This window comes from Streptomyces sp. NPDC048479, assembly GCF_040651435.1.
Lineage (GTDB): Bacteria > Actinomycetota > Actinomycetes > Streptomycetales > Streptomycetaceae > Streptomyces.
In genome coordinates this window covers 337,413-355,785 of record NZ_JBEZKA010000001.1, presented here as the reverse complement: position 1 = coordinate 355,785, position 18,373 = coordinate 337,413, and the positions used below count along the sequence as shown (strand labels likewise).

General features: G+C 70.9%; 16 protein-coding genes. 8 read left to right on the top strand and 8 right to left on the bottom strand.

Annotation, left to right across the window (positions count from 1 at the left end):
• Nucleotides 1–4 precede the first annotated feature (4 nt).
• Nucleotides 5–682, bottom strand: coding sequence for a biliverdin-producing heme oxygenase (locus AB0D12_RS01585; protein WP_362675902.1), 678 nt, complete (start codon nt 680–682; stop codon nt 5–7).
• Between the two features lie 144 nt (nt 683–826).
• Complete coding sequence (gene map, locus AB0D12_RS01580) at nt 827–1,684, bottom strand: type I methionyl aminopeptidase (protein WP_362675900.1); 858 nt, start codon at nt 1,682–1,684, stop codon at nt 827–829.
• A gap of 58 nt (nt 1,685–1,742) precedes the next feature.
• Between map and AB0D12_RS01575 the strand changes: the two genes are divergently transcribed.
• Nucleotides 1,743–1,976: a hypothetical protein gene (locus AB0D12_RS01575; RefSeq protein WP_362675897.1), complete on the top strand. Its 234-nt coding sequence runs from the start codon at nt 1,743–1,745 to the stop codon at nt 1,974–1,976.
• Nucleotides 1,977–2,209: 233 nt separating this feature from the next.
• Here AB0D12_RS01575 and AB0D12_RS01570 read toward each other — a convergent pair whose 3' ends face one another.
• Complete coding sequence (locus tag AB0D12_RS01570; RefSeq protein WP_327323227.1) at nt 2,210–2,815, bottom strand: hypothetical protein; 606 nt, start codon at nt 2,813–2,815, stop codon at nt 2,210–2,212.
• 95 nt (nt 2,816–2,910) lie between these two features.
• On the opposite strand from AB0D12_RS01570, the gene npdG reads away from it, so the two are divergent.
• Both npdG and AB0D12_RS01560 read left to right on the top strand, forming a co-directional pair.
• Nucleotides 2,911–3,621: an NADPH-dependent F420 reductase gene (gene npdG, locus AB0D12_RS01565; protein WP_362675894.1), complete on the top strand. Its 711-nt coding sequence runs from the start codon at nt 2,911–2,913 to the stop codon at nt 3,619–3,621.
• Between the two features lie 72 nt (nt 3,622–3,693).
• The gene (locus AB0D12_RS01560; RefSeq protein WP_362675891.1) at nt 3,694–3,873 is read left to right on the top strand and encodes a hypothetical protein; all 180 of its coding nucleotides are present in this window, start codon (nt 3,694–3,696) and stop codon (nt 3,871–3,873) included.
• 119 nt (nt 3,874–3,992) lie between these two features.
• Here the strand turns inward: AB0D12_RS01560 and AB0D12_RS01555 are convergent, their stop codons facing one another.
• Complete coding sequence (locus AB0D12_RS01555; RefSeq protein ID WP_362675888.1) at nt 3,993–4,799, bottom strand: site-2 protease family protein; 807 nt, start codon at nt 4,797–4,799, stop codon at nt 3,993–3,995.
• Between the two features lie 127 nt (nt 4,800–4,926).
• Here AB0D12_RS01555 and AB0D12_RS01550 point away from each other — a divergent pair, with 127 nt between their 5' ends.
• Nucleotides 4,927–8,343, top strand: coding sequence for a BTAD domain-containing putative transcriptional regulator (locus AB0D12_RS01550; RefSeq protein WP_362675886.1), 3,417 nt, complete (start codon nt 4,927–4,929; stop codon nt 8,341–8,343).
• A gap of 13 nt (nt 8,344–8,356) precedes the next feature.
• On the opposite strand, the gene AB0D12_RS01545 is transcribed toward AB0D12_RS01550, so the two are convergent.
• From AB0D12_RS01545 to panB, 3 genes are all read right to left on the bottom strand, one after another.
• A complete protein-coding gene (locus AB0D12_RS01545) occupies nt 8,357–9,208 on the bottom strand; it encodes an ABC transporter permease (protein WP_362675884.1) in 852 nt (283 codons plus the stop codon).
• The gene (locus AB0D12_RS01540; protein WP_362675881.1) at nt 9,205–10,227 is read right to left on the bottom strand and encodes an ATP-binding cassette domain-containing protein; all 1,023 of its coding nucleotides are present in this window, start codon (nt 10,225–10,227) and stop codon (nt 9,205–9,207) included. The genes AB0D12_RS01545 and AB0D12_RS01540 overlap by 4 nt, the downstream gene beginning before the upstream one ends.
• Before the next feature lie 205 nt (nt 10,228–10,432).
• Nucleotides 10,433–11,293: a 3-methyl-2-oxobutanoate hydroxymethyltransferase gene (gene panB, locus AB0D12_RS01535; RefSeq protein WP_362675878.1), complete on the bottom strand. Its 861-nt coding sequence runs from the start codon at nt 11,291–11,293 to the stop codon at nt 10,433–10,435.
• Nucleotides 11,294–11,454: 161 nt separating this feature from the next.
• On the opposite strand from panB, the gene AB0D12_RS01530 reads away from it, so the two are divergent.
• The 4 genes from AB0D12_RS01530 to AB0D12_RS01515 all read left to right on the top strand — a co-directional run bounded on the left by AB0D12_RS01530 (nt 11,455) and on the right by AB0D12_RS01515 (nt 16,512).
• The gene (locus AB0D12_RS01530) at nt 11,455–13,062 is read left to right on the top strand and encodes a DHA2 family efflux MFS transporter permease subunit (protein ID WP_362675875.1); all 1,608 of its coding nucleotides are present in this window, start codon (nt 11,455–11,457) and stop codon (nt 13,060–13,062) included.
• A 134-nt stretch (nt 13,063–13,196) separates the two neighbouring features.
• On the top strand, nt 13,197–13,859 hold the full coding sequence (locus AB0D12_RS01525; protein ID WP_362676363.1) for a TetR/AcrR family transcriptional regulator: 663 nt from the start codon (nt 13,197–13,199) through the stop codon (nt 13,857–13,859).
• Nucleotides 13,860–14,056: 197 nt separating this feature from the next.
• Nucleotides 14,057–15,079, top strand: coding sequence for an endonuclease/exonuclease/phosphatase family protein (locus AB0D12_RS01520; protein WP_362675872.1), 1,023 nt, complete (start codon nt 14,057–14,059; stop codon nt 15,077–15,079).
• Between the two features lie 152 nt (nt 15,080–15,231).
• Nucleotides 15,232–16,512 (top strand): MFS transporter, encoded by a 1,281-nt coding sequence (locus AB0D12_RS01515; protein WP_362675869.1) that lies wholly within the window; start codon nt 15,232–15,234, stop codon nt 16,510–16,512.
• Here AB0D12_RS01515 and AB0D12_RS01510 read toward each other — a convergent pair.
• Complete coding sequence (locus AB0D12_RS01510) at nt 16,478–18,235, bottom strand: NAD+ synthase (RefSeq protein ID WP_362675866.1); 1,758 nt, start codon at nt 18,233–18,235, stop codon at nt 16,478–16,480. The genes AB0D12_RS01515 and AB0D12_RS01510 overlap by 35 nt on opposite strands.
• Nucleotides 18,236–18,373: the final 138 nt, after the last annotated feature.

The following is an 18,373-nucleotide window of genomic DNA, read 5'->3' as shown; positions in this document are numbered from 1 at the left end:
CGGGCTATGCGCTGAGCGGGAACTCCGCTCCCAGCTCCCGGAACACCGCCCCATTGAAGTCGAACGCCCGCTTGCACTCGTCGATGATCCGCTGCTTCTCCAGATCGTCCGCGTCCACCGCGTCCAGCAGCTCGCGGTAACCCCGCTTGAACGCTGCCGGGTTGGCGATCTCCTCGAAGACGTAGAACCGCACGCCGTCGCCCTTGCGTGCGAACCCCCACGTCTTCTCCGCCCTGTCGCGGATGATCTGGCCGCCGGAGAGGTCCCCGAGGTAGCGGGTGTAGTGGTGCGCGACATACCCGGGGGGCCAGCTCCGCGCGCACTCCGCGATCCGCGCGGCATACGCGGCGGTGGCGGGCAGCGGCGCGAGCCCCTCGCGCCAGTCGGCGCCCCGCAGATGCGCCAGGTCGCGCTCCAGCTCCGCGGTGCGCATCAGCTCCGGCCGGATGAACGGCCCGGCGACCGCGTCGTCCTTCAGCGACCCCGCCGCCTCCTCCAGCGTCCGGTACACGAACCACAGCTGCTCGGTGTAGCGCGCGTACGCGGCCACGCTCAGCCGGCCGCCGAGCAGATCGCTCATGAAGGCCGAGGTCTCCGCCTCGGTGTGCTGCTCGTGCGAGGCGGCACGGATGAGCGTCGAGAAGGGCGTACCGGAGCCGGTGCCGGTGGCGGTGGCGTCCAAGGCGGGCCTCCAGGGACCGATGGGGACGGGAAAGGAGGCGATGACGGCAAGGCGCGACTGCCGGCACCGATCTTCCTGCTCAGGCTTACCTGAGCCAATGTGTTCCCGACGTCCTGTCGGTAAAAACCCTACGCCTCGCAGCGATCACGGCAAGGTGAGGATTTCGGCCCCGCTCTCCGTCACCACCAGCGTGTGCTCGAACTGCGCCGTGCGCTTGCGGTCCTTCGTCACCACGGTCCAGCCGTCGTCCCACATGTCGTACTCGTGCGTGCCGAGCGTGAGCATCGGCTCGATCGTGAAGGTCATCCCGGGCTGGATGACGGTCGTCGCGTGCGCGGCGTCGTAGTGCGGGATGATCAGCCCGGAGTGGAACGACGAGTTGATCCCGTGCCCGGTGAAGTCACGGACGACGCCGTAGCCGAAGCGCTTGGCGTACGACTCGATGACCCGGCCGATGACATTGACCTGGCGCCCCGGCTTGACCGCCTTGATGGCGCGGTTGAGGGACTCCCGGGTCCGCTCCACCAGCAGCCGTGACTCCTCGTCGACGTCGCCGCAGAGGTAGGTGGCGTTGTTGTCGCCGTGCACGCCGTTGATGTACGCGGTGACGTCGAGGTTCACGATGTCGCCGTCGCGCAGCACGGTGGAGTCCGGGATCCCGTGACAGATCACCTCGTTCACCGAGGAACAGAGCGACTTGGGGAAGCCGCGGTAGCCGAGCGTGGAGGGGTAGGCGCCGTGGTCGCACATGAACTCGTGCGCGACCCGGTCCAGTTCGTCCGTGGTCACGCCGGGCGAGATGTGCTTGGCGGCCTCCTCCATCGCCTGCGCGGCGATGCGACCCGCGACGCGCATCCGCTCGACGGTGTCGGAGTCCTGGACCTCCGGCCCGGCGTACGGCGTCGGCGCGGGCTTCCCGACGTACTCGGGGCGCCGGATGTTTCCGGGAACGGAGCGGGTGGGAGAGAGCTCCCCTGGTACGAGCAGCGACTGGCCAGACATGCCAGCGAGTCTAACCAGGGGCGATGGGGCAGCATGGCCCCATAGGAAGGAGCCGACGATGGCCCTGTTCAAGAAGCGCACGGTCGGAAAGCCGGGCGAGTGGTACTACTGCCTGGAGCACAAGAAGGTCGAAGAGGGCCCGGAGTGTCCGGCGAAGGACCGCTTCGGACCGTACCCCTCCCGCGAGGAGGCGGAGCACGCGATGGAGATCGCGCGTGAGCGCAATCTCGAGTGGGAGAACGACCCGAAGTGGCACGACACGTCCGCGCCGTCCGGCGACGACCCCGCGTAGGGGCGCCCGGCCGTTCGGTACGTCCACGACCCGCGCAGGGGCACCCGGCCCGGTGGCGCGGGCTGCCTGCGGCGCTTTCCCTGCCCGCCCCTTCCCTGCCGGCCCCTTCCCTGAACCGGGGCAGGCCCCCGGACGCCCGTTCGGGCGTGTCCTCGAACGCCGGACGGGCAGGACTTCAGCCCCTCCGGTGTTCGGGGAGCGGGCCGGTTTCGACCGGCTCCGGCGTACCGGCTCTACCAGCGGGCCGGCGGCGGCGCGGTCAGCTGGTCGGCGAGGCGCGAGAGCCGGTCCCGGAACCGGCGCCGGCCGCGCTGTGCGGGCAGGCTGTTCTCCCCGGTCGCAGCGCTGACCAGGTGCTGCACGGTGTCGATGTCGACCTCGTCGGCCTGCGCGGTCACCGTCAGCGCCTCGTGCGCGAGACCGTGCACCTCCGGGTCCCCGCCGTCCAGCGCCAGCACCGTCGCCCCGGCCCGCCGCGCATCGTGCACCCGCTCGAGCAGCCCGGCGTCCGGCCGTGCGGGCGCCACCACCAGCAGGGTCTCGCCGCGTCGCGCCGCCTCCAGCCTGCCGAGCCCGACGGCCAGCTGTGCCGGGTCCCCCGGTCGTACCCGGTGCCGTACGAGCGTCGGTGTCAGCTCCGGCTGCCCGGACCACGCGGCCTCGTCCACGAGATGCGCGGACAGATGCCACGGCTCGTACTCCTCGGTCCCCACCAGCAGCAGCCTGCCGCCCTGCGGCACCACGGAGGACCGCAGCACGCCGGCGAACCTCCGGGTCGCCGCCGGCCACTGCGTACCCGCCAGGACTTCGCGCAGCAGCGCGACGCGTACGGCATCCATGCCCCGGCATCCTGCCCCACGACCGCGCCCGGTGGGGCCCGGTTGGCACCGCCTCACCCGATCGGGAGCCGATACCGGCAAGTAAAGTCGGGCTCATGACTTCTACTGACAGTGCGGGCACCGCGAAGGCCCCGGCCAAGGACCCCTGGGACCTCCCCGACGTATCCGGCCTGATCGTCGGCGTCCTCGGCGGCACCGGCGACCAGGGGCGCGGGCTCGCGTACCGGCTGGCCAGGGCCGGGCAGAAGGTGATCATCGGGTCCCGGGCCGTGGAGCGCGCCGAGACGGCGGCCACGGAGCTCGGCCTCGGCATCGAGGGCGCCGACAACGCCGAGTGCGCGCGGCGCAGCGATGTCGTGATCGTGGCGGTGCCGTGGGAAGGGCACGCCAAGACTCTTGAGGCGCTGCAGAAGGAGCTCGCGGGCAAGCTCGTCGTCGACTGTGTCAACCCGCTCGGCTTCGACAAGAAGGGCGCGTACGCGCTGAAGCCGGAGGAGGGCAGCGCCGCCGAGCAGGCCGCCGCCCTGCTGCCCGACTCGCGGGTCACCGCGGCCTTCCACCATCTGTCCGCCGTACTGCTCCAGGACGCGTCGATCGAGGAGATCGACACCGATGTGATGGTCCTGGGCGAGGCGCGCGCCGACACCGACATCGTGCAGGCGCTGGCCGGCCGTATCCCGGGCATGCGCGGAGTCTTCGCGGGCCGGCTGCGAGGCGCCCACCAGGTGGAGTCGCTGGTCGCCAATCTGATCTCGGTGAACCGCCGCTACAAGGCACACGCGGGTCTGCGCGTCACCGACGTGTAGGCGTCGGCGGGCATGGCGGGGCATGGGGGACACTGGTCGGGACGTACAACACCCCGACAGGAGCCGTACCCCATGCCCCGCCTCGCTCTGTACTCCCTCGTCGTCTGCGCCCTCGCCGTTGTCGCGGCCGTGGTGTCCTTCGTGCAGGGCAGCTGGCTCGGGATCGTGTGGGTGCTGCTCGCCGGGCTCTCCTCGAACATGGCCTGGTACTACCTGCGCCGGGCGAAGGCTGCCCGCGGGGCCGGCGAGTAGGGCTGCCGCCGACCGACCGACCGACCGACCGACCGACCGACCGACCGACCGACCGACCAGGCCGACCGACCAGGCCGACCGACCAGGCGGCCGGCTGACGGACCTACCGGCGGTCGGGCCTACTGACTGGCGATCGAGTCGCAGACCGGGTTCCGCTCGCTCCAGAAGCGGTAGAAGTCCTGACCGCAGTACGTCTCCGCCTGGCCGACACCCAGCCCCCGCAGGATCGCGTCGATCGCGTCGAAGAACGCGTGGTTCACCTCGGGGATGAAGAGGATGCCGAAGACGGCGAGCAGACCGAAGGGCGCGTACGGCTCGACCTGGCGGCGGATCTTGTACGAGAGCCACGGCTCGATCACGCCGTAGCCGTCGAGGCCCGGCACCGGCAGGAAGTTCAGGATCGCGGCGGTGAGCTGCAGCAGCGCGAGGAACGCGAGCGCGAACCGGAAGACCAGCGGCACCCCGTCCAGCGCGCCCAGCCAGAACGGCGCGGTGCACACGATCGCGAACAGCGCGTTCGTCAGTGGTCCGGCCGCCGAGATCACACTGTGCTTCCAACGTCCCTTGATCCGGCCCCGCTCGATGAAGACCGCGCCGCCGGGGAGGCCGATACCCCCCATGATCACGAACAGTACGGGCAGCACGATGCTCAGCAACGCGTGCGTGTACTTGAGCGGGTTGAGGGCCAAGTAACCCTTCGCGCCGATGGTGATGTCGCCGCCGTGCAGCGCGGTGCGGGCGTGCGCGTACTCGTGCAGACAGAGCGAGACGATCCACGCCGAGGTGACGAAGAGGAAGACGGCCACACCCGGGCTCGACGCGAAGTCCGTCCACACCGCCCAGCCCGTCACCGCCATCACGGCGACGATCCCGAGGAATACGGGACTGATCCGCCGGTCGCTGTGGCGTGAGGTCGCGGTGGTCATGGGTGCGGCTCCTGGAGACGTGGCGGGCATGCGTGTCGACCGTACCGGTGGCGTGGGGAGAACGTCCCACGCGTACGCCCGGGTTCCTGCTGTACGGGCTCCGCTCCGCACCGGTGACAATGGACGGGTGCACTATCGGGTTCTCGGTACCACTCAGGCACTTCACGACGACGGCACACCCGTCGCGCTCGGTGGCGCGCGGCTGCGTGCGCTACTGGCCGTGCTGGCGTTGCGGCCCGGGCGTACGGTCCCGGTCGGCCTCCTGGTCGACGAGGTGTGGGACGGCGACCCGCCGGCCGACGCGGTGGGCGCGGTGCAGGCGCTCGTCGGGCGGCTGCGGCGGGCGCTGGGGCACGCCGCGGTGGCCTCGGCGGACGGCGGCGGCTACCGGCTGTGCGCGGACAGCGAGGATGTGGACCTGCACCGTTTCGACCGTCTCGCGGGGGAGGGGGCGCGGGCGCTGGACGAGGGCGACGCGGTGAAGGCCGCGGCGCTGCTCGACGACGCGCTCGCGCTCTGGCAGGGGCCGGTGCTCGCCGATCTGCCCGACCGCACGGCGGAGGCGGCGCGTTGGGAGGCCCGCCGACTGGACGCCCGCCGCTCACGTCTGGCGGCCGCGCTCGCGCTGGGCCGGGCGGAGGAGGCGCTGCCGGAGCTGGTCGCGCTGTGCGAGGACCATCCGATGGACGAGCCGCTGCAGGCGCTGCGGATCCGGGCACTGCGGGACGCGGGCCGCGCGGCCGAGGCGCTGGCGGCGTACGAGGGGGTACGCGCGGATCTCGCGGACAGCCTGGGCGCGGACCCGGGCCGTGAACTGCGGGCGCTGCACGCGGAGTTGCTGAGACCGGATCTTTCCGAAGCCGGGACCGGAACGGGCTCGCGACGCGGTCACTCCCCGGCCCCGCCCCTTTTGGGGACGGGGGCTGCGCGCCGGGCCCCGCTCCCGACGCAGCCCGAGACCCCGCTCCGCGATGAAGCATCCTTGGGCACGGCCCTGGAGCGGGGGGAGGCCCGCCCCGGCAATCTGCGTGCCCGGCTCACCTCCTTCGTCGGGCGCGAGGCCGATATCGCCACCATCCACGGAGACCTCGGCCGCGCCCGCCTCGTCACCCTGCTCGGGCCCGGCGGTGCCGGGAAGACCCGGCTCTCGCAGGAGGCCGCCGAGCGGGTCACGGCCGACGCGCGGAGCCCGTGGCCGGACGGGGTCTGGCTCGCCGAACTCGCGCCCGTGGACGATCCGGAGACCGTCCCCGAGGCCGTCCTCACCGCGCTCGGCGCCCGGGAGACCGTGCTGCGCGGCGCGCGCGCGGAGGAGATGCGGGCCGCCGAGGGATACGCCGACGACGCCCTCGTACGGCTGGCAGAGCACTGCTCACGTCGGCGCATGCTGCTGCTCCTCGACAACTGCGAGCACGTCATCGGCGCCGCAGCCACCCTGGCCGAGCGGCTGCTGGAGAGCTGCCCCGGCCTTACCGTCCTGGCCACCAGCCGGGAACCGCTGGGTGTTCCCGGCGAGTTGGTGCGGCCGGTCGATCCGCTGCCGGATCCGATGGCGCTGCGGCTGCTCGCCGAGCGGGGCGCGGCGGCCAGGCCCGGTTTCCGTATCGACGCCGATGAGGCCACCGCCGCCGCGGCCGCCGAGATCTGCCGTCGTCTCGACGGACTGCCGCTCGCCATCGAACTCGCCGCCGCCCGGCTGCGGATGCTCACCCCGCGCCAGATCGCCGACCGCCTGGACGACCGCTTCCGCCTGCTGACCAGCGGCAGCCGCACCCTACTGCCGCGCCAGCAGACACTCCGTGCCGTCGTCGACTGGTCCTGGGACCTCCTGGAGGACCCCGAACGCGCCGTTCTGCGACGGCTGTCGGTGTTCGCCGGCGGCAGCGACCTCCCGGCCGCCGAGGACGTGTGCGCCGACCCGGGCGGGCTCGACGTCGCCGACGCCCTTGGCTCACTCATCGACAAGTCCCTCGTCGTCGCCGCGCCCGCCCCCGACGGCGAGATGCGTTACCGGCTTCTGGAGACCGTCGGCGAGTACGCCGCCGAACGCCTCGACGAGGCCGGCGAGCGCCCCGCCGTCGAGCACCAGCACCTTGTCCACTACCGGGAGTTCGCCCGTACCACCGACCCCCTCCTGCGCGGCCACGGGCAGCGCGCCGCCGTCGACCGGTTCCAGCTCGAGTACGAGAATCTGCGCACCGCGCTCCGCCGCGCCGTCGCCGCCCGCGACGAGCACGAGGCGCTCTGCCTCGTCCTCTGTCTGTCCTGGTACTGGCAGATGCGGGATCTGCGCACCGAGGCCCGGCACTGGGCCATGGCCGCGGGCGAGCTCGGCCCCGACCCCTTCACGCCGCCCGTCGAGCCCGCCCCGCCGATCACCGAACGGTTCACGGACGCACCGCCGCCCATGTCGCCCGAGCTGCTCCAGGAGGCCCGGCGCGGTGCCGCGCTGCTTCTGATGCTCTTCATGGACTACGACATGGACGAGTGGGCCACGCCGGAGAAGCTGGACCGGCTGCGCGTGGTCACCAAGGTCTACCGGCCGGGGCTGCCGCAGACCTGCCGGCCTCCGGGCTCGCTCTGGTTCTTCGCCGTTCTGCTGACCGGGGGCGGTGAGCAGCTCAGGAATCTGCTCGACGAGAGCATCGCGGCCTGCCGCGCGTACGGATACGAGTGGGAGCTCGCCGCCTCGCTCCAGGCACGGGCCAATGTCCTCGCCAACCGCAGCGAATGGACGGGCGACGCGTCCCGCGACGCCGACGAGGCCCTGGAGATCTTCACCCGGCTCGGAGATCTCTGGGGCACGGCCGAGGCTCTGTCCGCGCGTGGTGAGGCGCGGGAGCGCAGCGGTGCGTACCCGCTCGCCGCCGAGGACTTCACGGCCGCCATCGGGTACGCGGAGCAGATCGGAGCCCAGGCCCAGACGGCGGTGCTGCGCTCCCGCCTCGCCGGCGTCCTCGTGGAGATGGGGGAGGGTGAGCGGGGCGAGGCCCTCGTCCGTGAGGTGCTGGCCGAGCAGGGGGGCGCGAACAACGAGTCGTCGGCCGCGGCCCGGATGATCCTCGCCCTGTGGCTGGGCCGCACCGATCGCATCCCGGAGGCCCGCGCGGAGATCGAGCTGCTGATGGTGCAGTTCCGGTCCAGAACCCTCGCGATCTTCGAGGGCATGGTGACCGGCTTCCTGGCCTGGCTGGACCTTCTCGACGGCGAGTACGAGCTGTCGCTGGACAGGGCGTGCACGGCGCTGGACAAGGCGCAGGATCCGCTGACCCTGATGGTCGCTCCGCAGATGCCCTCGATGCACATGGTGACCGTCGCCTGGGCGTTGGCCCTGGGCCGACCGGAGCGCGCGCGGGACGCGGCCCGGATCATCGGAGCATCCGACGGCATGCTGCCGGCCGGCCATTTCGCGCCCAAGTACGAGCGGGAGAACCGGGCCGATGCCGAGGCGGCCGTGCGCGCCGTCCTCGGGGACGCGGCGTACGAGTCCGCATACGCCGAGGGCGGCAGCCTCACCATCGAGGAGGCAGCCGCCCTCGTGTGACCCCATGTCGGGATCAGGTCTTCTTGCGGAACTTGGCGACCGCGAGCGGCGCTGTGACCAGGGTGATCAGCGCCGCCCAGCCGAGCGTCATCCACACCGAGTGGGCGACCGGACCGCCGTTGATCAGACTCCGGGCCGCGTCCGCGAGGTTGGACAGCGGGTTGTAGTCGGTGAAGCTCTGCAGCCAGCCGGGCATCGTGGTCGGCGGGGCGAAGATCGACGAACCGAACTGGAGAGGCATCAGGACGAGCATGGCCACTCCCTGGACGGCCTGGGCCGTCTTCATGGTGAGACCGAGCAGAATGAAGATCCACATCAGCGAGGCGCCGAAGACCATGGACAGGCCGACCGCCGCGAACAGTTCGAGGACCGAGGTGTGGATCTCCAGGCCGAGCAGGAAGCCCATGGCGAGCAGGATGGTCGTGGCCACCAGCATCCGGCCGACCTCGACCACGATCTTCGCGATGAGGACGGAGGAGCGGGCGATCGGCATGGACCGGAAGCGGTCCATCACGCCCTTCTTGAAGTCGTCGTTGACGCCGGTGCCGACGGCCATGGCGATGTTCATGCCCTGCATCGCCATCAGACCGGGGATCACGTAGTTGACGTACTCCTGCTGGTTGCCCTTGCCGGAGATCGCACCGCCGAAGACGTACACGAACAGCAGCGTGAAGACGATCGGCATCAGTACGGCGTCGAACATCGACTCCGGGTCCTGCTTGATCTGCAGCGCGTTGCGGCGCACCAGCGCGCCGATGTGCCGGAGATTGGCCCGCAGGCCGATCCGGCCCTCGCCGGCCGGCGCGCTCCGCACCGGGGCGGGCGCGGGCGACTGAGCGGTGGTGGTGGCAGTTGCCGTACTCATGCGGCGACCTCCTCGGGAAGCGTGTCAGACCCTGCCGGCAATGTGGTCTTCTCGCCGGTGATCGCCAGGAACACTTCGTCCAGGCTGGGCAGATGGGTGCCGATGTGCGCGATGCCGAAGCCGCGCGAGCCCAACAGCCCGACCACAGCCGTCAGTTGCTCATCGCTGAGAATTGGGATGTACAGCAGACCGTCGTCGGGCACGACCGTCGCACCGGCGATCCCGTCGAGTCCAGACTCGCCCAGCGCACGGGCCATCGCGGGCAGTTGCGCCGGATCGGTCGGCCGGATCTGCAGGGTGCGTCCGCCGACCTTCGCCTTGAGCTCGTCCACCTTGCCGTTGGCGATGACCCGCCCGCGGTCGATGACCGTGAGCTCGCTCGCGAGCTGCTCGGCCTCTTCCATGTACTGGGTGGTGAGCAGCACGGTCGCCCCCTCCGCGACCATCCGCTGCACCTCGTCCCAGACCTCGTTACGGGTACGGGGGTCGAGGCCCGTCGTCGGCTCGTCCAGATAGAGCACGGCCGGCTGCCCGATCATCGAGGCGGCCAGGTCGAGCCGGCGGCGCATACCGCCGGAGTACTGCAGTGCGGGCCGCTTCGCGGCCTCGGTGAGCGAGAAGCGCTCCAGCATCTCGTCGGCACGCCTGCGGGCGTCCTTGCGGGACAGATCGAGCAGCCGCCCGATCATGTAGAGGTTCTCCCAGCCGGAGAGCTTCTCGTCGACCGAGGCGTACTGGCCGGTGAGGCCGATGGTGCGGCGCAGCTGCCGGGGCTGCTTCACCACGTCGAAGCCGGCGACCGTGGCATGGCCGGCGTCCGGGGCGACGAGCGTGGAGAGGCAGCGTACGAGAGTGGTCTTGCCGGCGCCGTTGGGGCCGAGGACACCGAGGACGGTGCCTTCGCGGACATCCAGGTCCACGCCGTCCAGCGCTTTGGTCTCGCCGTAGTGCTTGACCAGCCCCCGCACCTCGACGGCGTTGCCCGTGCCGCCGTTGGGGTTCTTGTCGATTCGCGTCATGCCGTCAACGGTGCCGGGCCTCGCCGACAGGCCGCCGACAAGCTGCCGACACATGGCCGACAAGTCGGCGACGCCGCGGAAATGGCAGGTCGGAGGGGCTGTTCGGAGTGCGGGGGATCAGGCGCGCCGGGGCTCCCCGGGGCACTCATGCCGACAGCCCGCCGACGGGGGATGATCGGCGGGCTGTCGTCTGTACCGGAGGTGGTCAGTGGAAGGTGTGCTCCTCCTGCGGGAACGCTCCGCCGACGACATCCTCGGCGAACTCGCGGGCGGCGTCGCCGAGCGTCTGGCGGAGGTTGGCGTACTGCTTGGTGAAGCGCGGCACCTTCCCGCCCGTAAGGCCCGCCATGTCGGTCCAGACGAGGACCTGAGCGTCCGTGTCGGGTCCCGCGCCGATGCCGATGGTCGGGATCTGCAGGCTGCGGGTGACCTCGGCGGCCAGCTCGGCCGGTACGAGTTCCAGCACGACCGCGAAGGCGCCGGCGTCCTGTGCCGCCTTGGCGTCGCGCAGCAGCCGGTGCGCATCCTCGTTACCGCGGCCCTGCACCCGGTAGCCCATGGTGTTGACGGACTGCGGAGTCAGGCCGAGGTGCGACATGACCGGGATGCCGGCCTGGACCAGCAGCTCGGTCTGGCCGAGCGAGCGCTCGCCGCCCTCCAGCTTGACCGCGCCGACGCCCGCGTCCTTGACCAGCCGGGTGGCATTGCGCAGGGCCTGGACGGGGCCTTCCTGGTACGAGCCGAAGGGGAGGTCGCCGACGACGAGGGCGCGCTTGGTGCCCCGTACGACGGCGGCGGACAGCAGCGTCATCTCGTCCATCGTGACCGGCACGGTGGTCTCGTAGCCGAGATGGCAGTTGCCCATGGAGTCGCCGACGAGTACGACCGGGATACCGGCCTCGTCGAAGACGGACGCGGTCATCGCGTCATAGGCGGTAAGCATGGGCCACTTCTCACCGCGCTCCTTGGCGGCGGTGATGTCGTGGACGGAGATACGGCGAGTGCCCTTGCCGCCGTACAGCGCCTTGCTGCTGTCGGAGGGCTTCGGGGCAGCCTGAAGCGTCATGGCTCAACGGCTCCTTCGTCATCTCGAGGCGCCCTGACGGCGTCCCCGGATCCCCTACATGGTGGCACCTCGTGCCGCTCCGGCGGAAGGGGACCCGTCCGTTCGCTAGAGTGTGTTCCTATACGAGACGGTCTCGTATCGGAATAGGCAGGCTGAGGTCCATGTCGACAGAGTCCGGCACACCTGCCGCTCCCCGCCTGCCCGAAGCCGTCCACCGCCGCCGCTGGGCGATCCTCACGGTCCTGATGTTCAGCCTGCTCATCGTCGTGCTGGACAACTCGATCCTGAATGTGGCCGTCAAGACGATCTCCGGCCCCGAGCCCACCGGCATCGGCGCCACCCAGAGCCAGCTGGAGTGGGCGATCAACTCCTACACGCTCGTCTTCGCCGGACTTCTCTTCACCGCGGGTCTCCTCGGCGACCGCATCGGCCGCAAGAAGGTGCTGCTCTTCGGCGTCGCCGTCTTCGGCGTCGGCTCGGCCCTCGCGGCGTTCTCCGGCTCGCCCGGCGAGCTGGTCGCGTACCGCGCGGTGATGGGCTTCGGCGGGGCCTTCGTGATGCCGGCGACCCTCGCCGTAGTGATGGACGTGTTCGAGCGCCACGAGCAGCCCAGGGCCATCGGCATCTGGGCGGGCAGCGTCGGCGTCGGCATGGCCATCGGCCCGATCACCGGCGGGCTGCTCATCGAGCGCTTCTGGTGGGGCTCGATCTTCCTGATCAACGTGCCTGTCGTGGTCGTCGCGCTGATCGCGATGGCGCTGCTCCTGCCGGATTCCAGAGACCCGAACCCCGGGCGTATGGACCCGCTCGGCGTAGTGATGTCCGTCATCGGGCTGATCCTGCTGGTGTACGGCATCATCCGCGGCGGCGAGCTGGCGGACTTCTCGGCGCCGTCCGTGCTGCTGCCGATGCTGGGCGGTCTGGTGGTACTCGTCTGCTTCGTACTCCACGAGTGGCGCAGCGACCATCCGGCCATCGACCTCACGTACTTCAAGAGGCCGGCCTTCGCGGCGGCGGTCACCGCGATCGCGCTGGTCTTCTTCGCGCTGACGGGCGTGACCTTCTTCTCCGCGTTCTATCTGCAGAGCGTGCGCGGCTACGGCCCGCTGCAAGCGGGCCTGCTCATTCTGCCGCTGGCCGTGGCGCAGATGGTCGTCTCGCTGCGCGCACGGCTGATCGTCGACCGGTTCGGGGCGCGGACGGTGTGCACGGTCGGCATGCTGCTGGTCGCAATGGTGCTGGGCGCTTTCGTGATGTTCGATGCCGCGACCCCGGTGTGGGGGATCGAAGTGGTCCTCTTGGTGCAGGGCACAGCGATGGCGCTCATCACGCCCCCGGTGACGGTCTCGGTGATGCAGTCGCTGCCCCGCGAGAAGGCGGGGTCCGGCTCGGCGGTCAGCAACACCTTCCGCCAGGTCGGTGGGGCACTGGGTGTCGCGGTGCTCGGTTCGCTGCTGTCCACGCAGTACCGGGGGGCGATCGAGGGGCACCTCTCAGTGGTCCCGAGCAGCGCCCGCCAGGCCGCGGGTGAATCGATCGAGTCGACGCTCGCGGCTGCGGAGAGACTCGGCCCGGCGGGCAAGGCGCTGATCGGCCCGGCGAACGAGGCGTTCCTGCACGCGATGCATCTGACGGCGATGGTCTCGACGGGTGTGGCACTGATCGGCGCGCTGGTGGTGGCGGTCTTCCTGCCCAACGGAGATCCCGAGCCGGAACGGGAGAGTGCCGAAGGTGCTCCGGGGCGGGCGCTGCCCGTCAGCGGGCGATGACGATGACGAGAGGCGGACCGGACGTGCCGGTGAGCGACCACCAGGACAACCGCGGCCGCAATGCCGATCCCGCCGCCCGTCGCGACAGCACGCCCCGCGACACGGGGTCGGCCGCAGCGGCTTCGGCGTCCGGGGTGGCCCCGGTGCCGGGCGTCTCCGGCGCGGCGTCCGCCTCCGTATCGGGGCCCGGGCCGGCCGGCTCCTCCTCCTCCCCGGCGCGGCGCGGTCGGCCCCGCAGCGAGGCCGTCGAGCGTTCGATCGTCGAGGCCGTGGTGCATCTCCTCGAAGAGGGCGTACCCCTCTCGGAACTCTCCATAGAGCGCATCGCCCGCACCGCCGGAGTCGGCAAGGCCACCATCTACCGCCGCTGGGAGGGCAAGGAGGCCATCTTCGTCGATGTCGTCCGCTCGATGGAACCGGTGGACCCGCCGCTGCCCGGCACCTCGGTCCGCGACGATCTGGTCGCGATGATCGAGATGCTGCGGCAGCGCGGCCTGGCCAAACGCTCTTCGGCCCTGCTGCACAACGTCTTCGCGCAGATGCAGAGCTATCCCAAGCTGTGGGACATGTACCACCGCACCTCGGTACTCCCGCGCCGGCAGCTGATGAACAAGGTGCTGCGGCGCGGGATCGCGAACGGCGAGATCCGGGCCGACCTCGACTTCGAGCTGCTCGGCGATCTCTTTGTCGGCCCGATGCTGGTACGGACCGTGCTGCGGCCGCACGGGACGCCCGGCGAGGGCAGCGCGGAGCGGCTCGTCGACGCGGTGCTGGACGGTGTGCGCCCGCCCCGCTGAACAGCCACTTTTCCGCCCAGTCCGAAGTGTGCGGGTTCTGTCACAGCGTCCCTGCCCGGGCCGTGGACCGGAACCCCGCGCGCTGCCCTGTCGTCATCGAGGCAGTACGGCCGTCCGGCGACGGCAGGGAAATCACCCGTCATCCCCTAGGGTCAACGGCGAGGACGGCGTGACGGCAAGGCAGTGAGGACAGCTCCATGGCGCAGGCGGAAATGACGGAGACCGGGAACGGCGGCCCGGCGAACCGGCCTACCGGATCCCGGGTCCGGAGCCTGCTCGACCGCTGGCGCGGTGACCCCGGCATCTGGCAGCGCGGTATCGCTCTCGCGGCCGTCGCCGTACTCCTCGCCCTGCTGATGAGCTTCCACGCGCAGATCCCGAACCGGATCGGCAACCTGGGCAGCCTCACCGAGACCTTTCTGCCATGGCTGGGGATCTTCATCCCGGTGATCCTCGTCGTGGCGCTGCTGCGGCGCTCGGCCACCGCGCTGATCGCCCTGCTGGTGCCGGCCGTTGTCTGGCTCAATCTCTTCGGCGGGCTGCACACCGAGAAGTCGGGCAGCGGCGGCGATCTGACCGTCGCCACGCACAACGTCAACGCCGACAATCCGGACCCGCAGCGCACGGCCAAGGACGTCGCCGCCTCGGGCGCGGACGTACTCGCGCTGCAGGAGCTGCCGGCCGGTCAGGTCGCCACGTATGAAGAGGCCTTGGCCGGGACGTACAAGTACCACTCGGTGCAGGGCACCGTCGGGCTGTGGAGCAAGTTCCCGATGAGCGACACACAGCCCGTCAACATCCGGCTGGGCTGGACCCGCGCCATGCGCTCCACGGTGACGACGCCCGAGGGAGAGGTCGCGGTGTATGTGGCCCATATGCCGTCCGTACGCGTCAAGCTCAACTCCGGCTTCACCGCCAACCAGCGGGACAACAGCGCGGACGCGCTCGGCGAGGCGATCGCCCACGAGCAGCACGGCAAGGTCGTGCTGCTCGGCGACCTCAACGGCACGATGAACGACCGCTCGCTGAACGCCGTCACTTCCCAGATGCGCTCCACTCAGGGCGCGGCGGGCGACGGCTTCGGCTTCAGCTGGCCCGCGGCGTTCCCGATGGCGCGCATCGACCAGATCATGGTGAAGGGTGTCGAGCCGGTCTCCTCCTGGACGCTGCCGCAGACCGACAGCGACCACTTGCCGATCGCGGCGCGCATAAAGATGTGACCTCCCCTCGGATCCATCCTCGTCGGCGTTCGAGGCGCGGGGGTCTGGGGGCGGAGCCCCAGCTATGTGACGGCAACCACCCGTTCACCGGGCGGAACAATCCGCGTGCGAGCATTTGTTCAGAAGGAGAACTAACCTCGGAAGGGCACTCCATGCCGCTCGCGCTGCTCGCGCTCGCCGTCTCCGCCTTCGGTATCGGCACCACCGAGTTCGTGATGATGGGCCTGCTGCCCAATGTCGCGGACGACCTCAACACCTCCGTACCCACGGCGGGTTACCTCGTCTCCGCGTACGCGATCGGCGTCGTCATCGGCGCACCGCTGCTCACCGCCCTCGGCTCCCGCATACCGCGCAAGCGGATGCTCCTGCTGCTGATGGCGCTCTTCGTCGTCGGCAACCTCGCCTCAGCCCTCGCGCCCGGCTTCGGCTGGCTGATCGCCGGTCGCGTGCTCGCCGGGCTGCCGCACGGCGCGTTCTTCGGCGTCGGCGCGGTCGTCGCCGCGCGGCTGGTCGCGGACGGGCGCCAGGCGCGGGCCGTGGCGACGATGTTCCTCGGCCTCACGGTCGCCAATATCGTCGGCGTACCGGCGGCCACTCTGCTCGGCCAGAACCTCGGCTGGCGGGCCACCTTCCTGGTCGTCACCGTGATCGGCCTGGTCGCGATGGCCGCGCTCGCCCGCCTCGTTCCGTACGTACCCGTCGACGCGCACCAGAGCGTGGGCCGCGAGCTGCGCGCACTGGGCAACCGGCAGGTGCTGCTCGGACTGCTCACCGCGGTCTTCGGCTTCGCCGGCGTCTTCGCGGTGTACTCCTACCTCGCCTCCATGACGACCGAGGTGATGGGCTTCGGCGAGTCCTCGGTGACGCTGGTCCTCGCGCTCTTCGGCATCGGCATGACGCTCGGCGCGCTGGCCGCGGGACCGCTGACCGACCGGGCGCTGCGCCCCACGCTGTACGGCTCGCTGGCTGCCCTCGCGCTCGTGCTGGTCGCCTTCCGCTTCACCGTGCACATCCAGTGGGCGGCCCTGGTCACGGTGGTGGTGCTGGGCGCGGTGGGATTCATGACGACCACACCGCTGCAGATGCTCGTCATGAACAAGGCGAAGGACGCGCCGACGCTCGCCTCCGCCTCGAACCACTCGGCGTTCAACCTCGCCAACGCGGGCGGCGCCTGGCTCGGCGGCGCGGCCATCGCAGCGGGCTGGGGCTGGACCTCACCGGCTGTCGTCGGCGCGGTCCTCGCCGCCGCCGGCTTGGCGATCGCGGTGACGGCGGGCCTCCTCGACCGGGGCGGCCGGGACGGCGTGGACGGCCTGGACGGCCTGGACGGGCGGGCCACGACAAAGGGGGCCTCCCGCGTGATCGCCGCAGGAAGCCCCCGTACCGCGGAGCCGGAACTCAGCCGCTCGTCGTCTCCCGCCAGCGGTTCGTGATCGGCAGCCGCCGGTCCTTGCCGAAGCCCTTCGCCGAGATCTTGGTGCCCGGCGGGTACTGGCGCCGCTTGTACTCCGCCGTGTCCACCATCCGCAGTGTCTTCGCCACCAGCTCCTCGTCGAAGCCGGCCGCGACGATCGCGTCCTTGCCCTGGTCCCGGTCGACGTACAGCTCCAGGATCCGGTCCAGTACGTCGTAGTCCGGCAGCGAGTCGGTGTCGACCTGGCCGGGGCGCAGCTCCGCGCTCGGCGGCTTGGTGATGGAGGCCTCGGGGATCGGCGGGGTCTGGCCGCGCTCCTCCGCCGCCCGGTTCCGCCACTTCGCGAGCCGGAAGACCGTCGTCTTGTAGACGTCCTTGATCGGCCCGTACGCGCCGACCGAATCGCCGTACAGCGTCGAATAGCCCACCGCCAGCTCGGACTTGTTGCCCGGCGCGAGCACGATGTGGCCCTCCTGGTTGGAGACGGCCATCAGTGTCGTGCCGCGCAGCCGCGACTGGAGGTTCTCCTCGGCGAGACCGGTCAGCTGGAGCGCGTCCATGTACGCGTCGAACATTGGCTCGATCGGTACGGTGCGGAAGTTGAGCCCGGTGCGGCGGGCCAGCTCGGCCGCGTCGCCCTTGGAGTGGTCCGAGGAGTACTTGGACGGCATGGAGATGCCGTACACGTTCTGCGCGCCGAGGGCGTCGCAGGCGATCGCCGCCACCAGCGCGGAGTCGATACCGCCGGAGAGCCCGATCAGCACGGACCGGAAGCCGTTCTTGGCCGCGTACGCGCGCAGGCCCACGACCAGCGCGGAGTACACCTCCTCGTCGTCGTCGAGCCGGTCGGCGTAACCGCCGGCGAGCTCCGCCTCGTACGCCGGCAGCGGCTCCTCGGAGAGCACGACATGCTCGATCCGCAGCCCGTCGTCGACCACGCCCGCAGGTACGTCACCGGCGGCCGGCAGCTCCAGATCGAGGACGATGCAGCCCTCCGCGAACTGCGGGGCGCGGGCGACGACTTCGCCGTCCGCGTCGACGACGATCGAGTCGCCGTCGAAGACCAGCTCGTCCTGCCCGCCGATCATGGCGAGATACGCGGTGGTGCACCCGGCCTCCTGGGCGCGCTTGCGCACCAGCTCGAGCCGGGTGTCGTCCTTGTTCTGCTCGTACGGCGAGGCGTTGACGGAGACCAGCAGCCCGGCCGCGGCGGACCGGGTGGCCGGGACACGGCCACCGTCCTGCCAGAGGTCCTCGCAGATCGCGAGCGCCACGTCGACGCCGTGCACGCGGATCACCGGCATGGTGTCGCCGGGCACGAAGTAGCGGAACTCGTCGAAGACGCCGTAGTTGGGCAGATGGTGCTTGGCGAAGCTGAGCACCACCTCACCGCGGTGCAGCACGGCGGCTGCGTTCTGCGGCGACCCGGCGGGCTGGCCGTAGCGGGGCTGGGCCCGCTCGGAACGGTCGAGATAGCCGACGATGACCGGCAGCTCGCCGAAGCCTTCGTCGTCCAGGCGTACGGCGAGCGCGCGCAGGGCGGCCCGGGACGCTTCGACGAACGACGACCGCAGGGCCAGGTCCTCGACGGGATAGCCGGTCAGCACCATCTCGGGGAAGGCGACGAGATGCGCCCCCTGCTCGGCGGAGTGCCGGGTCCAGTGCACGACCGCCTCGGCGTTGCCGGCGAGATCGCCGACGGTCGAGTCGATCTGATTCAGAGCGAGGCGTAGTTGAGGCACGCGGCCCAGTGTAATCGTCTCTCTGACGCGATGTCTCCGTCGTGTGGTGAGTGCCACCCCATGCCCACCGGCGAGAGTGTGCGTGGGACCGAATCCCGGCGAGCCAGGTCCCCGGGGCGGGGGTTCGGGGGCCCCGCC

Bases quoted from the DNA above. Each gene is read 5' to 3' on its own strand.
- AB0D12_RS01540 (WP_362675881.1), bottom strand. From the start codon at position 10,227: ATGACGCGAATCGACAAGAACCCCAACGGCGGCACGGGCAACGCCGTC.
- npdG (WP_362675894.1), top strand. From the start codon at position 2,911: ATGACTTCTACTGACAGTGCGGGCACCGCGAAGGCCCCGGCCAAGGAC.
- panB (WP_362675878.1), bottom strand. From the start codon at position 11,293: ATGACGCTTCAGGCTGCCCCGAAGCCCTCCGACAGCAGCAAGGCGCTG.
- AB0D12_RS01515 (WP_362675869.1), top strand. From the start codon at position 15,232: ATGCCGCTCGCGCTGCTCGCGCTCGCCGTCTCCGCCTTCGGTATCGGC.
- AB0D12_RS01530 (WP_362675875.1), top strand. From the start codon at position 11,455: ATGTCGACAGAGTCCGGCACACCTGCCGCTCCCCGCCTGCCCGAAGCC.
- AB0D12_RS01570 (WP_327323227.1), bottom strand. From the start codon at position 2,815: ATGGATGCCGTACGCGTCGCGCTGCTGCGCGAAGTCCTGGCGGGTACG.
- AB0D12_RS01555 (WP_362675888.1), bottom strand. From the start codon at position 4,799: ATGACCACCGCGACCTCACGCCACAGCGACCGGCGGATCAGTCCCGTA.
- map (WP_362675900.1), bottom strand. From the start codon at position 1,684: ATGTCTGGCCAGTCGCTGCTCGTACCAGGGGAGCTCTCTCCCACCCGC.
- AB0D12_RS01560 (WP_362675891.1), top strand. From the start codon at position 3,694: ATGCCCCGCCTCGCTCTGTACTCCCTCGTCGTCTGCGCCCTCGCCGTT.
- AB0D12_RS01520 (WP_362675872.1), top strand. From the start codon at position 14,057: ATGGCGCAGGCGGAAATGACGGAGACCGGGAACGGCGGCCCGGCGAAC.
- AB0D12_RS01545 (WP_362675884.1), bottom strand. From the start codon at position 9,208: ATGAGTACGGCAACTGCCACCACCACCGCTCAGTCGCCCGCGCCCGCC.
- AB0D12_RS01575 (WP_362675897.1), top strand. From the start codon at position 1,743: ATGGCCCTGTTCAAGAAGCGCACGGTCGGAAAGCCGGGCGAGTGGTAC.